Genomic DNA, 18,363 nt, shown 5'->3' on the forward strand with positions numbered 1-18,363 from the left:
GATAAAGAATATAGGAGGAGCCTGTTATGAAGAAGATTGCAGTAGTATATCAATCAAAATATGGAGCGACCAGAAAATATGCGGAATGGATCGCCGAGGAATTATCCTGTGATCTGTTTGAAGGTAAAGATATAAAGGCGAGTGATCTGGAACCGTATAATACCATCATTTTAGGCGGCGGCCTTTATGCCGGGGGCGTCAACGGGATTAAGATATTAACAAAGAACTTCTCTAAGTTCTCCAACAAGAATCTGGTAATTTTCACTTGCGGACTGGCTGATCCTTCCGATACAGTCAATACGGATCATATTAAAAAGAGCCTGTATAAGGATCTTACCGAAGAAATGAAGGATAAGATCAAAGTATTCCATTTACGCGGGGCCATGGATTATTCCAAACTCAGTCCCATACATCGGTCAATGATGGCTCTTGTCTGCAAGATGACCGCAAAAAAGGACCAGAATTCTTTGACAAACGAAGACAAAGAGATGCTGGCAAGCTACGGAAAAAAGGTTGATTTTATAAATAAAGAAACGATATTGCCACTTATAAATTATATACGGAGTTTATAAGCATTACGGGGTTAAAATGGATAATATTTCGCTGGATGAGATAAAAGACAAATTGGACTTTTTTTATAAAATGTATGATATCGTACGTTTGGTTGATCCGCTCCACAAAAGGGTGCTGGATTACCGCCAGTCATCTTTAACCGGGACACCGGATGTATGTTATCATTATTGGGAAAACAACAGGATTTGTGATAACTGTATTTCCATTAGAGCTTATCAGGAAAATAAAAGCTTTGTAAAAATGGAAAAAAGCAGGGAAGAGGTTCTTCTTGTAACAGCTATTCCCATTGATAACGCCGATCGTCCGGCGGTACTTGAGCTGTTAAAAAATGCTACCGACACAATGCTCGTGGGGAACGGTGATTATAACCAAGGAGAAATATTTTCCCGCTTTATAAAGGAGCTTAATGATGCGGCAGTGAGAGACCCCCTTACAACCCTTTATAACAGGCGTTTTGTGGATGAGCGCCTTCCGGTTGATATTATAAATGCTTTGTTAAGGCATAAGCCATTGTCCGTATGCTTTATTGATCTTGATAATTTTAAAGCAATTAACGACCTTTATGGGCATAAGGCGGGGGATTCAACGATCAAAGAAGCAGGCGAAGTCATTGCCCGGAATATTTCTCATGATGATGTTTGGGCTGCGAGATATGGAGGAGATGAGTTCCTTCTTTGCCTGAGCGGCGTTGAAGAAGACCAGGCACGTGCAATTGCTGAATGCATACAAAGGGAAATTGAACAGATGCCGTTAAGCCAGGCTGTAAAAGGGGGGCCACTTTCCATCTCTTTTGGGATAGAGACCATGAAGGACTTTCCTGTGACTGCGGAGGAGCTTATACGCAGGGCGGATGAAAAGATGTATAAAGCAAAAAAGGAAAAAAGCTCGGATATATGATAAAATAAGATTAATAAATGAGAAAAACCATCCTGTATAAGGATGGTTTTTCTTTTTCTGTTTTTACTCTTTATCTGTGCTTTCAGCAATATCCTTGCTGATGTTTGCAACAATTACTTCGCTTGCCGGTTCATTTATATTTGTACCATCAGGAATTCCAGTAATATTTACATTTCTGGTTACCTTGGCATCATATGTATTTGCCTTCATGATCTCTGTAATATCCAAACCGGTTGTTTCTTTTACAGACTCAATCGTCTTAGCTAAGACAGCTGGTACATAGCTCCCCATGGAAGTTACACCTGTATCACCATTTCCGCTGTCAATAATAGTAACCTTATCAATTGCAGCTAATGGTTCTGCAATTGCCTTTGCCATCTCTGGCAATGCCTGCACAATCATTTCCATCATCGCGGCCTGCCCGTATTTCTTCATTGCGTCCGCTTTTTTTTCCATTGCTTCCGCCTCTGCAAGTCCCTTTGCCTGAATAGCAGCAGCTTCTGCTTCACCTTTGGCTTTAATACCTTCGGCTTCCTGGAGCATAGCAAATTTTTCTGCTTCCGCCTGGGCTTTTCTTGCTTCTGCCTCTTTTTCCTGCTCGTATTTCTTTGCTTCCGCTTCACGCTGCCTTCTTGCCAAGTCAGCGGAAGCTTTCTGTTCTACCGCATAGCGTTCTGCATCGGCTTTTTTATTAATTTCGGCTTCCAAAGTCTGCTGCATAACGGCAACTTCTTTGTTCTTTAATTCTGCTTCCCGCTCTGTTTTTGCAATCTGGGCATTTACCGTAGCAGTCTGAACTGTTTTTTGCTGTTCCTGGTTCTGAATTTCATAGGCTGCATCCGCTTCCGCACGTTTTGAGTCAGATTCTTTCTTTAATTCAGCCTTCCTGATCTCAAGTTCATTATTCTTCTGGGCGATTTCTGTTTGAGCGAGTACTCTTGCATCATTAGAGGCTTTATCCGCTTCTGCCTGGGCAATAGCAATGTCTCTTTCCGCCTGAGCTTTTGCAATAGAAGCGTCTTTCTTGATTCTTGCCGTATTGTCGGCACCAAGATCCTTAATAAGGCCATTCTCATCGGATATATTCTGGATATTGCATGATACAATTTCAATCCCAAGTTTTTTCATATCTTTTGATGCTTTTGCCATTACCTGATCGGAGAAGGAATCTCTGTCAGTATTGATCTCTTTTAAAGTAAGAGTACCGATAATCTCACGCATATTACCCTGAAGAGAATCCTGTAAGTCCTGGGTAATCTGATCCTGGTTTTTATTTAAGAAGTTTTTAGCAGCTAATTTGATTCCTTCTTCCGTTGGCTCAATTCTTACTTTCGCAACAGCGTCCACATTCACGTTGATGAAATCATTGGTTGGCACAGATTGTTCAGTCTTGATATCCACCGTCATCTGACCAAGGTAAAGCTTATCTAATCGTTCAAGAAATGGGATTTTAATTCCGGCGCGTCCAATTAAAATCTTTGGCTCTTTTTTCAATCCTGAAATAATGAATGCCCTGTCTGGCGGTGCCTTTACATATCCGCTTGCTAAGATACCGAGCAGGACAATTACAGCTGCAGCAGTAAGAACGAATGGTAAAATGATCTCTAACATAATTTCTCCTTTCAATCATAAAAAGTTTCAATTGCATCGTGTAAGTAATTCTTTATATGAAGAAAAAACCTCGTAAAGTTTTTATAAAGCTCCCGGGGGGACTCGCCCCCCCCCCGACTCACGCATTACGAAAACTGTTTTTCTACATTGTGATTGGTAGAAAAATGGGAAAAACCTCGAATTTACAATGTTTTTTCGATTTTTAATTTGCTGTATTTGTTGCTTTTTCAAGCGATTTTGCCGTATGTAGTGGGAAAGTAGTGGGATGAAAAACTGCTTTCCCGCTGCTTTATACAACTTGTTCTTCGGACTTTGGAGCAGGGCAAAGAACATTTTCCATAATATTAGCCGCTTCCTGATTTTTGCTTTTGAAGTAGTAGGAATAGATATTTAGGGTTGTAGTTGGATCGGCGTGACCAAGAACCCCGGCGACTGACTTAAGTTCAGCAGCAATATCCATTACAAAAAGGGGGACCACATGGAGTTCCTGAGGAATGAGTCTTAGTGTCCTTAATATAAATTTCTCCATCTACACTGGCCGTGGATTTATCGATATTAACGGTACAGGTTTTAAAGTCCAGGTCTTCCCAAGTAAGGGAAATTGTTTCGTCACGCCGGTTGCCTGTAAAAAGGGAAAGAACAAAGAATAATTGCCATTTAAGTGGAAGTTTCCATGTTTGACTATATTCACGGACTGTTTATATAGTACCGTCTTTTCTTTTACATTTATGTTCTTTGCGCTTTATGTCTATTTCATTCTCTAATGCCCATAGAAACCATTTTGTCTGTTCATTGGTAAAATAGTCAACCTTATATTCTTTGGCGGCTTTCTGACGGCCTCTGCGCTTCCCAGAGTATATAAGAGGATTAATACTAAGCATTCCTTCGAAAACAGCGTAGGAGACATAGTACTGATAACAGACTTGTCTTTTGTGATTGTACCATTAGAGAGACCACCGGGTTTGTTATCCAGGCGGATGCCGTCCTGACGGAGGATTTTAGAATATTCCTTCATGGTGTGGCCGTAGAATCTGGCAGCAAATTTCTGAACCTCTTTTTCGATTCTATCCTCATTCCATGTTTCTTTTGGTGTAAAGGTGCGGCTGATTTCAAATTTCGAATTCCTCCGGATCTTTTGAAATTTCATTATAATAATCCATCGGTTTATTTCCATGCCATTCTTCGCTTAAAAAAATTTTTTCAAGCATATTGTACACAGCATCTTTTGCACTTGGTTCGAGTGCCATAAATTCCCGGATAATAATACGATCTCTTTCTGTTAATCCCTTTGCCTTTGTGTATTCATCAAGGGAAAAGGTGCCTGGTTCAATAAATTTTGGGGCCAAGCCTTCTAATATCCAATTTTCATTAACATTAAATTCTCTGCACATTAGTTTTATGAGAGATAATTTTTGATCTGGCCTAGCAAGTCGGTTTAATTCTATGTTTCCAATAACATCTCTAGTTACCCCTAAACGATCGGCAAAAGCTTCTTGAGACATTTTTAAATCCTTTTTTCTTAATTCTTTAATTCTATCATGCATTTCCATTTGGTGTATCACTCCCTTTCTTGAAAAACCCTGATTTGAGTATACATTTGCAAAATGAGTTTGTCAACACAAAAAAGGTAAGTAAATCGCATTAAAATGTTGACAAACACATTTATAAGTGAAAATATCAGTTTACCAACACAAACATTGAATGAAAATCAAAAAATAAAGGAGGGTTAGCAAGGCTGATACAATTTATAGCATTAAAGTATTACCGGAAGTTGATAAAATTGCGGCGCTGCTCATGAACACTGATGATAAGCAACGCGATCTAATGCAGCTTGTTATCCAGAGTGTGAACTTGGGAATTGCATTAGGTAAGGGAGATGTGGAAAGCATTGATCCCAAGTAATAAAGGAGGGAACGTAAAATGAGTGAACAAACTGTGCCGAGAATGCGCACGATCCATATTGGAGTACCGGGACCTAGATGCATCGAAGTACAATTTTTATATCATCATGGAGAGAGTGCAGGTAAGTGATGAGGTTATCTAAATCACTTTCAACATGATGAATATCATAGGGTTTGGCGAGTATTTCACCATCAGAATTAAGAATAGCAACGGTATTTTTTGATTTGGATACATCAATACCAACAGCAATCATGGTATTCCTCCTTGGTAAATTATTATGATTGGGTCCAACATCTCAAATATCTATTCATGTTCGTTAGTGACCCGGGAGCTTTACCTGCGGGCGTGGAGTCCCAATTAAAATTACGTTAGCCAATCAACCTCATCATAACAAAAAATAAGAATAGGGTAAATTCCCTACTCTTATATAGTACGAATTAGTATTTAACCTTAAAGGGGCGAAAACCTATGGTTTCCACCCCTGGGGTACACAATACAATCATGATCAGGAAGTACTGCAGAACATCATATCAAGATCCAGGGCGAAAAAGTAATAATGAGGTGTTCTTTCTATGAAAGATGTACAAAGACTTTCCCCTACGGTTGATATTCTGTTCAATAATAATATATGTATTTTACATAAAAAATGTGAACAAGCTGTACAAAACCTTCTGACCTGACGGAAGAACCAGGGTAAATACGGTACAAATGGATTACATTATCTTTCACTGGGTATGCTAAGTGAAAATATTAATAGAGGCATATCCAGTGGCCCAAAGAAAGGAAGACAGGATGATTAAGAAAGTGATAAAAACAGCAACCACATTATTTAAAGTATCTGTACTGTATGTAGTTGCTATGGCAGTATTCATGACACTAGGATTTACTATATCAAGGCCGGTATTTGACTCTAAAAGTGATGTATGTGGTGACGATGATTAGTTATTTAATGAATTTGTTCTTGCTTAGCCTGGGAATTGAAATGTGTGTAAGAAATAGCAGTGGAAATCTGGCAGACACAAGCCGGGACTGGCACTTTGAAGATGCAGCGGTTCAGAAGGCCATAGTGCCAACCAAAGAGCTGATGACAAAATATAATATACCTGCGGACCTGGTGATCCGCCATTATGATGTAACTGGGAAGATTTGTCCAAATCCATACGTTTATAATCATACAAAGTACACCTGGAAGGCATTTAAGGCGGCCCTTGTAACTCCTGCTATATATACTCTGGGCTGGAACCATGATAAAAACGGCAGGTGGTATGCTAATTCCAAGACTACGTATTATAAGTCCTGCTGCAAATCATCAATGGCCATAAATACAGTTTTAATCCAGATGGGTACGCACTCACTGGCTGGCATGTGATTGATGGACAGGATTTTTACTTAGAACCGAGAGCAGGTCACCCACTAGAATGTGCGCTGTATGTATCAAATCATGATGGGGTACAGGGACCGGGAAGGTTTTAATCCTGCCTGTATCCTTTATAAATTTCTTTATTTATTATGAAACAAGCACTTATCTATTCGGATATATATATAAATATATTAGAAATATAAATAAAGGGATCATGAATATGTATTATGATTATCAATATGGCAATTTATATTCAAGAGGAAATATTTATTCTGGCATGAACTGGATACCTACACTAGAAGAAAACAGAGCGGATTATAAGCTTTTTGAAAATCAAATTACAGTTCCAACAGGCCCGACAGTTCCAACAGGCCCGACAGTTCCAACAGGTCCGACAGTTCCAACAGGCCCGACAGTTCCAACAGGTCCGACAGTTCCAACAGGCCCGACAGCTCCGACAGCTCCAACAGGTCCCACATTTCCAGGCTTTCCAGGGCTCAAATTACCAACAGGTCCTATGACTCCAACAGGCCCTATGACCCCAACAGGTCCTATGATCCCAACAGGTCCTATGGTCCCAACAGGTCCTATGACCCCAACAGGTCCTATGACCCCAACAGGTCCTATGATCCCAACAGGTCCTATGGTCCCAACAGGTCCTATGACCCCAACAGGTCCTATGACCCCAACAGGTCCTATGACCCCAACAGGTCCTATGACCCCAACAAGTCCTATGATCCCAATGGCTTCTGCAACTACAACAGCGGCTAGACTGTGGGAGTTTGAAGATATTGAGTCACAAGAATCGCTACCTTCGTTACCAAGTACAATAGTTTCAATTATAGAAGATTGCATGAATGATATGATTTATGTTTGGATGAAAGATGGAGATAATTTTTGGCTGATTCCAAGAAGCAGTACACAGAGAGCCGTTTCTGGATATCGATGGGATCAAAACTTAACATGGTATAATGAGGAAATCAGCTACACCGATATTTATAGCGTTACTTGTGTTTCTTAAAACACTGCACTCCTGGATCAGAACGGAGGCTGAAGTATCCATGATTAGCAGAGTAGGCCTTTGCTCAACGATAAAAGGCGTCATTGCATCCAAGAATAATGGTGGCATGTCTAATAATATATTCTATATTAGTTACAATATACTAAGGGCCAATATACTGCATATAATATATTGTTATTGTTATTTTGTTTTACTCCTATTTTAAGGGCTCCAGTATTCCAAACTGGGGCCCTTTATTCTACTCATTCAAAAAATGCACATCTCGTCTATCCGTCCCATATAATATATTGTGAATAATGATTATGAGGTATTTTATAATGGGTTGCTCTAACATTGGTGGCAGAAATAATTGTAGATGCAGATGTGAATGTAAATGCGAATGTGAACGTGAACGTGTTGATCCTTGCGCGGAAGAAAGAAGAAGATGCTACTGTGAAGGTTTCCGCGATGGATGCAATTGTGCACCATGTTGCGGAAGAAATGAAGAAAGACGCGAAAAAAAATGGGATTGCTAGTTAATATAAAATGGCGGGTGTTGGAACCCGCCATTTATTTAAGAGCATCATATTAAAGAGAACACCCATCGAAAAAATCGACAGGTGCACCGTCATTTTATACAGAAGTACCCGGTTCCGGCGGACCAACAGAAACAACGCCTACAGACAGACATCCCCTGTATTGGTATAAGCGGGAATCCACCCTGCAAGCAGGCCAGATACCTTGTCTATAAAAAAGTGAGAAATACTTCCTACAATAAGAGCAGCGATCACTGTTCCCTCCCTGATTCCCAGCACGCTGCCTGTCACAAGTACAGACACAATCACAGCACTGATAACAATACTCAGGTCAAATCCGGTCTTAACCCTGCCGAACCTCCAGCCTGTAAGCCCTGCTATCACCCTTACCAGACCTTCTCCAGGCAGGATAAGCACATTGGGAATCACTTCAAGTGATATTCCAAAGCCTAAGAATACACAGCCTGAGAGCAGCATCAGAGCCTCACCCAGATAATTTCCCACCTTACAAAAGGAGAGCAGATACATCCATACGTCAATGCACAGGGAAAACAGAAGTGCGGCAGGAAGCTGCAAAAGCTGGATCTTCTTAAAGGTTTTTCCCAAAAGAACTGCCTGAAGTAGAAACATAGCAAAATTAACCATCATTGTAAATACGCCCAGGCTCTTAGGAAAGATAAAGGTCAACACAAAAGCAAGGCTTGTAATCGGTGATGTACCAAGCCCTGCTTTCGTTATAAGGCTGATTCCCAATGCACTGAATATAACTCCTGCAATAAACAGTCCATAACGTTTAAACATGTCTGAATTTTTCACAAGCAAACTCCCCTTATTTTTTTTGTGTTATTTAAATATTTTATTCAATAATCTTATCACTTAGGATTCACACCTGCAATGGACATTGTTACTTAAATTCCATATGAAAATTCGGCATTGTGCATAATTAATTTTAGTATACCTAAAAATTTTTTAGTTTTTTATATCCTGTTTTATCACATTATTACAGGATGGAGGCCAAATCAGCCTCCCCCGGACATCATACGGGCAAGATAATTCCCAAAGGTCTCCTGTTCTTCCGGGCTGAGGCAGTCAAAATATCAGTACGCTTCTGCTGCCCGGATTTGCCCTTCTCCGCCAGTTTCACCATTATCACGCGTCTGTCTTACTCAGATGGTTTTCCCAGAAGTTCTGGATAGGGAGTTGCCGGAAGGTATGGTCTATGATGAGGAAAAAATCATGGTAAACTTTGACGAAAGCTTTTGCCATTTTTCAGATGTATCAGCCAAGATTTTTACGCAAGATATTTATGATGCTTATCAAACTTTTTGCATGAGACAAAAAGTGCAGGCCATTGCTGTGGTGAGACCCTGTTTGCTGATGGGACAAAGCTGGAAGTCTGTGCCAATAAATATACAATTGTCTGGAAAAAATCTGTTGGAAGATGGGAAAACAGGATGTCTGAAAAGATTGAAGCTGTAAATCCGATGGATTCTGTCAGCCAAATGCAGATGGAATTGCTACTTTCAGTGAACGCGGATATCGCGTATTAGACAGGTTGGATGGAGAAACGGTGCTCATTTTCTTCAAGTGACAATGGCAATTAAAGATTTGAATAATAATTAATATGAACTCCTGTAAAAGATGAAGTTAAAAATAAAGTAGACAAGATATATTACTAATTGCCTACTTTTATTTTGTCTATCGAATACAGACGTAAATTGCTATTTTGTATAGCATGGTATTATTGTAAAATTTTTAAGCCTATTATATATAGAAGAAAAACGTTAGTCAAAAGTTAGTCATTTGAATAAAAACAGATCTCCTGAAAAAAAAGTTTACCTTTTAAACAAGAAAAAACCTCGTAAAAACGAGGTTTCTTTAAAGCTCCCGGGGGGACTCGAACCCCCGACCCACGCATTACGAATGCGTTGCGCTACCAACTGCGCTACGGAAGCAATCCGGTTATAATATTATAAGGTCTGAACCTTTGATAGTATAACAGCTATATGGTAAAAAATCAACCCCTACTTGAAAAAAAACTTAAATTGCGTAAGGATTGCCAAATTCCCCATAAAAAGATATAATTAGTAAAAGAATCCATGAGAAAGCGCCTATTTATAAGGAGTTTTTTACGCAAAATTGCGGAAAGAGTCAGCCGGAAAATAAGATCGTTTTTATAATTAAATATATGTGGTCATTGATGAGACTATTATTAATAAAGGAGAAACCCTGTCACTAAGGAGGTCAGGGTGCGGGTGAATGCGATGGAAAAATGGGGTGAAATTAGAAAGCATGTTTATGTCAGCGGACGGGTCCAGGGGGTGGGATTCCGCTTCCGAACCCAGCAGCTTGCCCGGGGCCTTAACCTTACCGGCTGGGTGAGAAACTTAGATGACGGGCGGGTGGAAATGGAACTGCAGGGGCGGGAAGAAGAAATAGACCGCCTGTTCGACCATTTAAGGCAGGATCGTTACATTATGATTGACAGCTTCCAGGCGGCAGAGATCCCGCCAGTGAAAGAAAGCGGATTCCGGGTAAGGTATTAAGTGAGAAAGATTGACATCGGCTGCATACCCATGTTATACTACCAACACAACAGAATAGCTCATGAGGGAGTAGTTTGCGCGGACTGCCGCGTGTCAAGTCAACATACTGACCATGATGGTCTGGCTTGTCTTAAAAAACGAGACTCATGTATAGCCCAGGCTATACATAGGTCTTTTTCTTTATATTGGCTCAAGTATAACCTGACAGGGTTGTACGGGAGTCTTTTTTGTTGAATAAACGATTTAGTACGGAGGAAGTAAAATGAACTTAGTTGAACTCTTTATTCTTGCTGTGGGGCTATCTATGGATGCATTTGCCGTGGCGATCTGCACCGGGCTGACAATGAAGAAAACAACCGTAAAAAAGGCAATGATTGTCGGTCTGTACTTTGGTATATTCCAAGCTGTTATGCCGCTTATGGGATATTTTGCAGCCACATGGTTTGCGGACAAGATTATCTCCTATGACCATTGGATCGCGTTTGCATTGCTCTGCTTTCTTGGCGGTAGAATGATTTTTGAAAGTTTTAAAGGAGGGGGATGTCCTGACAGAGTCTGTCCGGTTGAAACGTGCAAAGACAGAAACTGCCCCGGAGGAAAGCGGCCTGAAAACAAGGAAGCCACTTTAAAGCCCGACGAGATGCTGCCCCTTGCCCTTGCCACGAGTATAGACGCTCTGGCTGTGGGCGTGTCCTTCGCCTTCCTTCAGGTCAACATCGTTCCGGCGGTTTCTTTTATCGGGATTACAACATTTGCCTTATCCATGATCGGTGTTAAAATAGGAAATGTATTCGGCACAAGGTTCAAATCGAAAGCGGAGCTGGCCGGAGGTATTATATTAGTTTTAATTGGTTTGAAAATATTGCTTGGCCATTTGGGGATTATTCCTTTGTAAAATGAAGAGGGGATATGTATGGAGAATGTTTGGAAAAATTAGCACATAGAAATGGGATATGTTATCATAGTTACATGGAGCAATCGGGTTACTGCAAGGGCGTTGGCCTTCCATCATACATAGATGTGAGGTGGTGCGGTATATTCCGTAATTTTTCTTTAGCATTTATCAAGTTGTATCAAGCAAAAAAAAGAAGACTTTCCAAGTTATTTTGGAAGTCCTCTTTTTGTTTAGAGCAGATAACGGGAATCGGACCCGCCTCCTCAGCTTGGGAAGCTGATGTTCTACCAATGAACTATATCTGCATAATATCATTCGATACGTTTTATATTATAGCATAGGGTATTGGAAAAGTTCAATACTTTTTTATGAATTTAGCAAAAAAAATGCCAGAAACTTGCCAAAACTGGAAAAGGCATTGTATAATGGGAAATGATAATACCAGATGTGGAGGAGTAACATGGCAAAAGCACAGTATAATGCGGATAGTATTACCGTATTGGAAGGCCTGGAGGCGGTTCGTAAACGTCCGGGCATGTATATAGGCAGTGTTGGGACAAAGGGATTGAACCATTTGATTTATGAGATTGTAGATAACGCGGTGGACGAGCATCTTGCCGGTTACTGCAGTCAGATTTGGGTCACCCTGGAAGCAGATGGATCCTGTACCGTAAAGGATGCAGGACGTGGAATTCCGGTGGAGATGCACAAAAAGGGAATATCGGCAGAGCGAGTCGTACTGTCTACCCTTCATGCAGGCGGTAAATTTGATAATGACGCCTACAAGACCAGCGGCGGCCTGCACGGAGTCGGCTCCTCGGTTGTGAACGCCCTGTCTGCCCACATGAAAATTAAAATATATAAGAATGGTCTGATTCATTACGACGAATATGAGCGGGGCATACCAACGGTAGAACTGGTGGATGGCCTGCTTCCCACGTTAGGAAAAACAAAAGAGACAGGAACAGAAATCAACTTCCTGCCTGACGGGGAGATTTTTGAAAAGATCCGTTTTAAAGCGGAGTGGCTGAAAAGCCGTCTTCATGAAACTGCGTATTTGAATCCGGATCTTCATATCACCTATGTGAATAAAAGGCAGGGAGAAGAGGAAACCGTCATTTATCATGAACCCGATGGAATCATCGCCTATGTAAGAGAATTAAATGCCGGAAAGGATGCAATTCACGATCCCATCTATTTTAAGGGAACCCTGGATAAGGTTGAAGTGGAGGTTTCCCTGCAGTTTGTGGATACCTTTGAAGAGAATATCCTGGGCTTTTGCAACAATATTTTCACCCAGGAAGGGGGAACCCACCTGGCGGGATTTAAGACCCGCTTCACTCAGATGATCAATAACTATGCCAGAGAACTGGGGATTTTAAAAGAAAAGGATGCCAACTTTACAGGAGCCGATACGAGAAACGGTTTAACAGCCGTAGTGGCAGTAAAGCATCCGGATCCCATTTTTGAAGGACAAACCAAGACAAAGCTTGCAAGCGCCGATGCCACAAAGGCGGTATTCACTGTGGCAGGAGATGAGCTGCAGCGATATTTTGACCGGAATCTGGAAGTCTTAAAAGCAGTCATCGGCTGCGCGGAAAAGTCTGCAAAGATCCGTAAAGCAGAAGAGAAGGCAAAGACAAACATGCTTTCTAAGTCAAAATTTTCCTTTGACAGCAACGGAAAGCTTGCAAACTGCGAAAGCAGGGATGCAAAAGAATGTGAAATTTTTATCGTAGAGGGAGATTCTGCGGGCGGTTCCGCGAAAACGGCACGTAACAGACAGCATCAGGCCATTCTTCCGATCCGAGGAAAGATATTAAACGTAGAAAAGGCCTCTATGGACAAGGTTCTGGCCAATGCGGAGATCAAGACCATGATCAATACCTTTGGCTGCGGCTTTTCCGAAGGATACGGCAATGATTTTGATATTTCAAAGCTGCGGTATCATAAAATCATTCTCATGACCGATGCCGATGTAGATGGAAGCCATATCGACACCCTTCTTCTCACCTTTTTGTACCGGTTTATGCCGGAGCTAATTTATAACGGCCATGTGTTTATAGCCATGCCGCCTCTGTTTAAGGTAGTTCCAAAGCGGGGAGAAGAACAGTACCTTTATGATGAAAAGGAGCTGGAGCGCTACCGCAGGACCCATACGGGAGAATTTACCCTGCAGCGGTATAAGGGACTTGGAGAAATGGATGCAGAACAGCTGTGGGAAACCACTCTGGACCCTGAAAGGCGGGTGCTGAAACAGGTGGAAATCGAAGATGCCCGTATGGCTTCGGAAATTACCGAAATGCTCATGGGAAGCGATGTGCCTCCAAGGCGGCAGTTTATCTATGAGCATGCGGATGAAGCTGAGATTGACGCGTAAGGAGAAGGAGTAATGGCAGAAAAAATCATTAAAACAGAATATTCCGAGGAAATGCAGAAGAGCTACATGAATTATTCCATGAGCGTGATCACGGCCAGAGCGATCCCGGATGCAAGAGATGGATTAAAGCCAGTACAGCGGCGAGTATTATATGACATGAGCGAGCTTCGATTAAACCATGATAAGCCCCACCGGAAGTCGGCACGTATCGTGGGCGATACCATGGGTAAATACCATCCCCATGGAGACAGTTCCATTTACGAAACCTTGGTAGTTATGTCCCAGATATTTAAAAAGGGGATGCCTTTAGTCAATGGCCACGGAAACTTCGGTTCCATTGAGGGAGACGGAGCGGCAGCCATGCGTTACACGGAAGCCAGGCTGGAAAAATTCGCAGAGGAAGTCTATTTAAAGGACTTGGATAAGACGGTTGATTTTGTCCCCAATTACGATGAAACAGAAAAAGAACCGGAAGTCCTTCCTGTACGGGTTCCAAACCTGCTGATCAACGGGGCGGAGGGGATTGCAGTAGGTATGAGCACCAGCATTCCTCCCCATAACCTGGGTGAAGTCATAGATGCGGTCCGTGCGTATATTGATAATCAGGATATTACCATAAAGGAATTAATGGAATATTTGCCCGGACCGGATTTTCCCACAGGCGGCATTATTGCCAACAAAAGTGATCTGCCTGCCATTTACGAAACCGGTGTAGGAAAGATCAAGCTCAGAGGAAAAATAGAAGTAGAGCTAGGAAAACGGAAGGCAGATAAGGATAAACTGTTAATCACAGAGATCCCTTATACCATGGTAGGAGCCGGAATTAATAAATTTCTGATGGATGTGGCAGACCTGGTTGAGAGTAAAAAACTTACGGATGTGGTGGATATTTCCAACCAGTCCAACAAAGACGGGATCAGGATCGTTCTGGAACTGAGAAAGGATGCGGATGTGGAGAAAATCCGCAACATCCTTTATAAGAAAACAAAGCTGGAAGACACCTTTGGAGTCAACATGCTGGCCATTGCAGGCGGGCGCCCAGAAACCCTGGATTTAAGGGGAATCCTTAAAAATTACCTGGATTTCCAATATGAAAATGCCACCAAAAAATACCAGACCCTTCTGGAAAAAGAGCTGGAAAAGAAAGAGATCAGGGAAGGCCTTATAAAAGCCTGTGACGTCATTGATTTGATCATCGCAGTTTTGAGAGGTTCCAAGAACCTAAAAGACGCAAAGAACTGTCTGATGACCGGAGATATCTCCAATATAAACTTCCGGGTTAAGGGATTTGAAGAGGATGCGAAGAAGCTGTGCTTTACGGAAAAACAGGCGGGAGCCATTCTGGAAATGCGCCTCTATAAGCTGATAGGCTTAGAGATCCTCCAACTGGAAAAGGAGTATAAGGAAACGCTGGCTAAAATCGCTGAATATGAAAAAATCCTGTCCAGCCGCAAAAACATGGATGCGGTCATTAAAAAAGACTTGTACAATATCAAAGCCGAATATGCGACTCCAAGAAGAACTCTTATTGAGGATGGCAGGGAAGCAGTTTATGAGGAAGATGCAGTTGCCGTATCAGAGGTCACCTTTGTCATGGACCGTTTTGGCTACTGTAAGGTGCTTGATAAGAATACTTATGAAAGAAACAAAGAAACCATTGAAACAGAGAATCCTTATGTGGTAAACTGTTTGAATACGGATAAAATATGTATCTTTACCAATACAGGAAACTTACATCAGGTGAAGGTTCTGGATATACCAGGCGGCAAGCTGCGGGATAAGGGTACGCCCATTGATAATTTAAGCAAGTTTGATGGGACCAGGGAAGAAATCATATATCTGGGCCATGCACAAAGCTTCAAGGGCCGTAAATTTTTGTTCGCTACCAGACAGGCCCTTGTAAAACTGGTACCGGGAGAGGAATTTGAAACAAATAACAGGACCGTGGCGGCCACTAAGCTTCAGGACGAAGATCGTGTCATCAGCGTTCAGCTTGTTGGCGGACAGACGGATGTTGTGCTGCAGACCTCGGCAGGTGTATTTTTACGTTTCCAGACAGAAGAGATTCCTGAGATGAAGAAGAATGCAAGAGGCGTGCGGGGAATCAAGCTGGCACCCGGCGAGGAGTTAGAGACCGTGTATCTTTTAGGCGAGGATCCTATCATTCATTACAAGGAAAAAGAGGTTCATTTAAACCGGCTGAAGATTGGAAAACGTGACGGAAAGGGCAGCAAGGTGCGCCTTTAATGCTTTACTCCAGCATACATTTTGAAGAAATGTGTGCGTATGGCGGACGAATGTATTTTTCTGGCGAATAAATATTGATTTTTTTTTCACTTTGTTATAGGATAGTTAAGAATTTAGCATATGATAAGATTACAAAATGAAAAGAAAAGAGGAGAAAGCGATGGAAAAAAGATTGCGAGTTGGCGTTTTAGGAGCAACCGGTATGGTGGGACAGAGATTTATTTCTCTTCTGGAGAATCATCCATGGTATGAGGTGGTGACAGTGGCAGCAAGTCCACGTTCTGCCGGCAGAACTTATGAGGAAGCAGTAGGCGGCCGTTGGAAAATGACCACTCCAATGCCTGAGACCGTAAAGAATCTAATTGTCATGAATGTTAATGAAGTGGAAGCGGTTGCTGCCAGTGTTGATTTTGTATTCAGCGCTGTGGATATGACCAAGGAAGAAATAAAAGCCATTGAGGAAGCATATGCAAAGACCGGAACACCGGTCGTGTCAAATAACAGTGCCCATCGGTGGACACCGGATGTTCCTATGGTGGTGCCTGAGATCAATCCTGAGCATTTTGAAGTCATTGAGGATCAGAAAAAGCGTCTGGGCACAGACCGTGGATTCATTGTGGTAAAACCCAACTGCTCCATTCAAAGCTATGCTCCTGTTTTGACAGCCTGGAAGGAATTTGAACCCTATGAAGTGGTGGCTACGACCTATCAGGCAATCTCCGGAGCCGGAAAGACCTTTAAGGACTGGCCGGAGATGGTAGAAAATATCATTCCTTATATCGGAGGAGAAGAAGAAAAGAGCGAGCAGGAGCCTCTTCGCCTCTGGGGAAAGATTGAAAACGGAGAGATCGTAAAAGCCAGTGAACCGGTCATCACCTGCCAATGCATCCGGGTACCCGTATTAAATGGACATACGGCGGCTGTATTTGTAAAATTCCGCAAAAAGCCTACCAAAGAGGAATTGATTGACCGCATAGTGAATTTTAAGGGTCTTCCGCAGGAACTTGAGCTTCCAAGCGCTCCCAAGCAGTTCATACAGTATCTGGAAGAGGATAACCGTCCACAGGTTACCCTTGATGTGGATTTTGAAAAAGGAATGGGAATTTCAGTAGGACGTTTAAGAGAAGATTCGGTTTACGATTATAAATTTGTGGGTCTGTCCCACAACACGGTCCGCGGAGCGGCCGGCGGTGCGGTTCTCTCAGCAGAGCTTTTAACCGCAAAGGGATATATCAAAGCCAAAGAATGATTGGATCATAGAGCTCTCGACTGAAAGGGAGAGAGCTTTAAGTAAAAAGGTATATGGAGGAAGGAAAATGGCATACAAGAAAGAGCTTTGGGGAAACATGCCCGATGGAAGGGAAGTGTATTTGTATACACTGGTAAATAGAAACGGAGTTTCCGCTTCTTTCACAAATCTGGGTGCAGTTTGGGTCAATATGAATGTACCTGACAGGGATGGGGCTGTGGTTGATGTGGTCCTGGGATTTGACAGCGCGGAGGAATATCTTTTAAATCCGCCTCATTTTGGAGCTCCCATCGGAAGGAATGCCAACCGTATTGCAGGTGCGAAATTCACTATTAATGGAAAAGAGTACAAACTGGAACCTAATAATGGGCCTAACAATCTTCATAGCGGCCCGGATCTTTACCAGAGCCGTCTTTGGGACAGTGAGGCGGAGGAAAATGATCTTGGAACCAGTGTCAGCTTTTCTCTGTTTTCACCGGATGGAGATCAGGGATTCCCAGGGAATGCTAACATTACAATAACCTATACGCTTACACCGGATAACAGCCTTGATATTTCCTACCATATGATCTGCGATGCAGATACCGTAGCAAACTTTACCAATCACAGTTATTTTAACTTAGATGGACATAACGGCGCAGATGCCATGAAGCAGCGTGTCTGGATTGATGCAGATACATATACAAGGGCGGATGAAGGTTCGATTCCCACCGGGGAGTTCACCACGGTTAAGGGAACTCCTATGGACTTCACTGTGATGAAACCTATTGAGCAGGATATCAACGAGAACTATGAGGCGCTGATATTCGGCGGAGGTTATGACCATAACTGGGTCTTAAACCACCCCCAAGGTGAGGTTTCCCTGTGTGCCGCATCGGAATCAGATAAGACAGGCATCCGGATGGAGGTATATACAGACCTTCCAGGAATACAGTTCTACACTGCAAACTTCTTAAAAAATGGAATGACGGGCAAAGGCGGAGCGGTATACGAAAAGCGTTGCTGCTATTGCTTTGAAACCCAGTATTATCCTGATTCCGTAAACAAACCGGAATTCCAGTCTCCAGTCTTAAAAGCCGGCGAAGAATATAAGACAACAACCATTTACAAGTTTTCTAATATAAAATAGAAATGAGCAGGTAAAATAAACCAGGGACGCAGAATACT

The 18,363-nt window shown here is 42.2% G+C and carries 19 protein-coding genes and 2 tRNA genes; 13 read left to right on the plus strand and 8 right to left on the minus strand.

Going from position 1 to position 18,363, the window contains the following annotated elements; translation table 11 throughout:
- Positions 1 to 26 precede the first annotated feature (26 nt).
- Positions 27 to 572 (plus strand): flavodoxin domain-containing protein, encoded by a 546-nt coding sequence (locus BMX69_RS06460; protein ID WP_100041894.1) that lies wholly within the window; start codon positions 27 to 29, stop codon positions 570 to 572.
- 16 nt (positions 573 to 588) lie between these two features.
- Positions 589 to 1,470, plus strand: a complete 882-nt coding sequence (locus BMX69_RS06465; RefSeq protein WP_100041895.1) for a GGDEF domain-containing protein — start codon at positions 589 to 591, stop codon at positions 1,468 to 1,470.
- Positions 1,471 to 1,533: 63 nt separating this feature from the next.
- Here the strand turns inward: BMX69_RS06465 and BMX69_RS06470 are convergent, their stop codons facing one another.
- From BMX69_RS06470 to BMX69_RS06490, 5 genes are all read right to left on the minus strand, one after another.
- Positions 1,534 to 3,081 (minus strand): flotillin family protein, encoded by a 1,548-nt coding sequence (locus tag BMX69_RS06470; protein ID WP_100041896.1) that lies wholly within the window; start codon positions 3,079 to 3,081, stop codon positions 1,534 to 1,536.
- A gap of 289 nt (positions 3,082 to 3,370) precedes the next feature.
- Positions 3,371 to 3,610, minus strand: a complete 240-nt coding sequence (locus BMX69_RS24385; RefSeq protein ID WP_054790607.1) for a hypothetical protein — start codon at positions 3,608 to 3,610, stop codon at positions 3,371 to 3,373.
- Positions 3,611 to 3,841: 231 nt separating this feature from the next.
- Positions 3,842 to 4,228: a hypothetical protein gene (locus BMX69_RS06480; protein WP_100041898.1), complete on the minus strand. Its 387-nt coding sequence runs from the start codon at positions 4,226 to 4,228 to the stop codon at positions 3,842 to 3,844.
- A complete protein-coding gene (locus tag BMX69_RS06485) occupies positions 4,191 to 4,631 on the minus strand; it encodes a helix-turn-helix transcriptional regulator (protein WP_100041899.1) in 441 nt (146 codons plus the stop codon). Before BMX69_RS06485 ends, BMX69_RS06480 begins: the two co-directional genes overlap by 38 nt.
- Positions 4,632 to 5,056: 425 nt before the next feature.
- The gene (locus BMX69_RS06490; protein ID WP_242941372.1) at positions 5,057 to 5,236 is read right to left on the minus strand and encodes an IS110 family transposase; all 180 of its coding nucleotides are present in this window, start codon (positions 5,234 to 5,236) and stop codon (positions 5,057 to 5,059) included.
- A gap of 539 nt (positions 5,237 to 5,775) precedes the next feature.
- On the opposite strand from BMX69_RS06490, the gene BMX69_RS24060 reads away from it, so the two are divergent.
- The 4 genes from BMX69_RS24060 to BMX69_RS06510 all read left to right on the plus strand — a co-directional run bounded on the left by BMX69_RS24060 (position 5,776) and on the right by BMX69_RS06510 (position 7,883).
- The gene (locus BMX69_RS24060) at positions 5,776 to 5,925 is read left to right on the plus strand and encodes a hypothetical protein (RefSeq protein ID WP_157724397.1); all 150 of its coding nucleotides are present in this window, start codon (positions 5,776 to 5,778) and stop codon (positions 5,923 to 5,925) included.
- A complete protein-coding gene (locus tag BMX69_RS24675; RefSeq protein WP_054790611.1) occupies positions 5,918 to 6,352 on the plus strand; it encodes a peptidoglycan recognition protein family protein in 435 nt (144 codons plus the stop codon). The genes BMX69_RS24060 and BMX69_RS24675 overlap by 8 nt, the downstream gene beginning before the upstream one ends.
- Before the next feature lie 211 nt (positions 6,353 to 6,563).
- Positions 6,564 to 7,364, plus strand: a complete 801-nt coding sequence (locus BMX69_RS24680) for a collagen-like domain-containing protein (RefSeq protein ID WP_242941373.1) — start codon at positions 6,564 to 6,566, stop codon at positions 7,362 to 7,364.
- 336 nt (positions 7,365 to 7,700) lie between these two features.
- Entirely contained in the window at positions 7,701 to 7,883 is a 183-nt protein-coding gene (locus tag BMX69_RS06510; RefSeq protein WP_054791785.1) for a hypothetical protein, read from the plus strand.
- Positions 7,884 to 8,020: 137 nt separating this feature from the next.
- Here the strand turns inward: BMX69_RS06510 and BMX69_RS06515 are convergent, their stop codons facing one another.
- On the minus strand, positions 8,021 to 8,695 hold the full coding sequence (locus BMX69_RS06515; protein WP_100041901.1) for a YczE/YyaS/YitT family protein: 675 nt from the start codon (positions 8,693 to 8,695) through the stop codon (positions 8,021 to 8,023).
- A gap of 354 nt (positions 8,696 to 9,049) precedes the next feature.
- Between BMX69_RS06515 and BMX69_RS24065 the strand changes: the two genes are divergently transcribed.
- On the plus strand, positions 9,050 to 9,358 hold the full coding sequence (locus BMX69_RS24065; RefSeq protein ID WP_166433182.1) for a hypothetical protein: 309 nt from the start codon (positions 9,050 to 9,052) through the stop codon (positions 9,356 to 9,358).
- Positions 9,359 to 9,761: 403 nt separating this feature from the next.
- Here BMX69_RS24065 and BMX69_RS06525 read toward each other — a convergent pair.
- Positions 9,762 to 9,834: transfer RNA gene (locus BMX69_RS06525), tRNA-Thr, on the minus strand.
- Positions 9,835 to 10,143: 309 nt separating this feature from the next.
- Here BMX69_RS06525 and BMX69_RS06530 point away from each other — a divergent pair.
- Positions 10,144 to 10,425 (plus strand): acylphosphatase, encoded by a 282-nt coding sequence (locus tag BMX69_RS06530; protein ID WP_054791811.1) that lies wholly within the window; start codon positions 10,144 to 10,146, stop codon positions 10,423 to 10,425.
- Positions 10,426 to 10,687: 262 nt separating this feature from the next.
- Positions 10,688 to 11,320, plus strand: coding sequence for a manganese efflux pump MntP (locus BMX69_RS06535; protein ID WP_100041903.1), 633 nt, complete (start codon positions 10,688 to 10,690; stop codon positions 11,318 to 11,320).
- 234 nt (positions 11,321 to 11,554) lie between these two features.
- Here the strand turns inward: BMX69_RS06535 and BMX69_RS06540 are convergent.
- A tRNA-Gly gene (locus tag BMX69_RS06540) sits at positions 11,555 to 11,625 on the minus strand.
- 155 nt (positions 11,626 to 11,780) lie between these two features.
- Here BMX69_RS06540 and BMX69_RS06545 point away from each other — a divergent pair.
- The 4 genes from BMX69_RS06545 (at position 11,781) to BMX69_RS06560 (ending at position 18,325) form a co-directional block, all read left to right on the plus strand.
- Positions 11,781 to 13,700, plus strand: coding sequence for a DNA gyrase/topoisomerase IV subunit B (locus BMX69_RS06545; protein WP_054791787.1), 1,920 nt, complete (start codon positions 11,781 to 11,783; stop codon positions 13,698 to 13,700).
- Between the two features lie 12 nt (positions 13,701 to 13,712).
- Positions 13,713 to 15,947: a DNA gyrase/topoisomerase IV subunit A gene (locus BMX69_RS06550; protein ID WP_100041904.1), complete on the plus strand. Its 2,235-nt coding sequence runs from the start codon at positions 13,713 to 13,715 to the stop codon at positions 15,945 to 15,947.
- Positions 15,948 to 16,107: 160 nt separating this feature from the next.
- Positions 16,108 to 17,196, plus strand: a complete 1,089-nt coding sequence (gene asd, locus BMX69_RS06555) for an aspartate-semialdehyde dehydrogenase (protein ID WP_100041905.1) — start codon at positions 16,108 to 16,110, stop codon at positions 17,194 to 17,196.
- A 67-nt stretch (positions 17,197 to 17,263) separates the two neighbouring features.
- On the plus strand, positions 17,264 to 18,325 hold the full coding sequence (locus tag BMX69_RS06560) for an aldose epimerase family protein (RefSeq protein WP_100041906.1): 1,062 nt from the start codon (positions 17,264 to 17,266) through the stop codon (positions 18,323 to 18,325).
- Positions 18,326 to 18,363 lie beyond the last annotated feature (38 nt).

Source organism: Lacrimispora sphenoides JCM 1415, from assembly GCF_900105615.1.
Classification (GTDB): domain Bacteria; phylum Bacillota; class Clostridia; order Lachnospirales; family Lachnospiraceae; genus Lacrimispora; species Lacrimispora sphenoides.

Coding starts and splice junctions, on each gene's coding strand:
- BMX69_RS06460 (WP_100041894.1), top strand. CDS start 27: ATGAAGAAGATTGCAGTAGTATATCAATCAAAATATGGAGCGACCAGA.
- BMX69_RS06550 (WP_100041904.1), top strand. CDS start 13,713: ATGGCAGAAAAAATCATTAAAACAGAATATTCCGAGGAAATGCAGAAG.
- BMX69_RS24675 (WP_054790611.1), top strand. CDS start 5,918: ATGATTAGTTATTTAATGAATTTGTTCTTGCTTAGCCTGGGAATTGAA.
- BMX69_RS06465 (WP_100041895.1), top strand. CDS start 589: ATGGATAATATTTCGCTGGATGAGATAAAAGACAAATTGGACTTTTTT.
- BMX69_RS06485 (WP_100041899.1), bottom strand. CDS start 4,631: ATGGAAATGCATGATAGAATTAAAGAATTAAGAAAAAAGGATTTAAAA.
- BMX69_RS06545 (WP_054791787.1), top strand. CDS start 11,781: ATGGCAAAAGCACAGTATAATGCGGATAGTATTACCGTATTGGAAGGC.
- BMX69_RS06530 (WP_054791811.1), top strand. CDS start 10,144: ATGGAAAAATGGGGTGAAATTAGAAAGCATGTTTATGTCAGCGGACGG.
- asd (WP_100041905.1), top strand. CDS start 16,108: ATGGAAAAAAGATTGCGAGTTGGCGTTTTAGGAGCAACCGGTATGGTG.
- BMX69_RS24680 (WP_242941373.1), top strand. CDS start 6,564: ATGTATTATGATTATCAATATGGCAATTTATATTCAAGAGGAAATATT.
- BMX69_RS06480 (WP_100041898.1), bottom strand. CDS start 4,228: ATGAAATTTCAAAAGATCCGGAGGAATTCGAAATTTGAAATCAGCCGC.
- BMX69_RS06490 (WP_242941372.1), bottom strand. CDS start 5,236: ATGATTGCTGTTGGTATTGATGTATCCAAATCAAAAAATACCGTTGCT.
- BMX69_RS06470 (WP_100041896.1), bottom strand. CDS start 3,081: ATGTTAGAGATCATTTTACCATTCGTTCTTACTGCTGCAGCTGTAATT.
- BMX69_RS24060 (WP_157724397.1), top strand. CDS start 5,776: ATGATTAAGAAAGTGATAAAAACAGCAACCACATTATTTAAAGTATCT.
- BMX69_RS24065 (WP_166433182.1), top strand. CDS start 9,050: ATGGTTTTCCCAGAAGTTCTGGATAGGGAGTTGCCGGAAGGTATGGTC.
- BMX69_RS24385 (WP_054790607.1), bottom strand. CDS start 3,610: ATGGAGAAATTTATATTAAGGACACTAAGACTCATTCCTCAGGAACTC.
- BMX69_RS06535 (WP_100041903.1), top strand. CDS start 10,688: ATGAACTTAGTTGAACTCTTTATTCTTGCTGTGGGGCTATCTATGGAT.
- BMX69_RS06560 (WP_100041906.1), top strand. CDS start 17,264: ATGGCATACAAGAAAGAGCTTTGGGGAAACATGCCCGATGGAAGGGAA.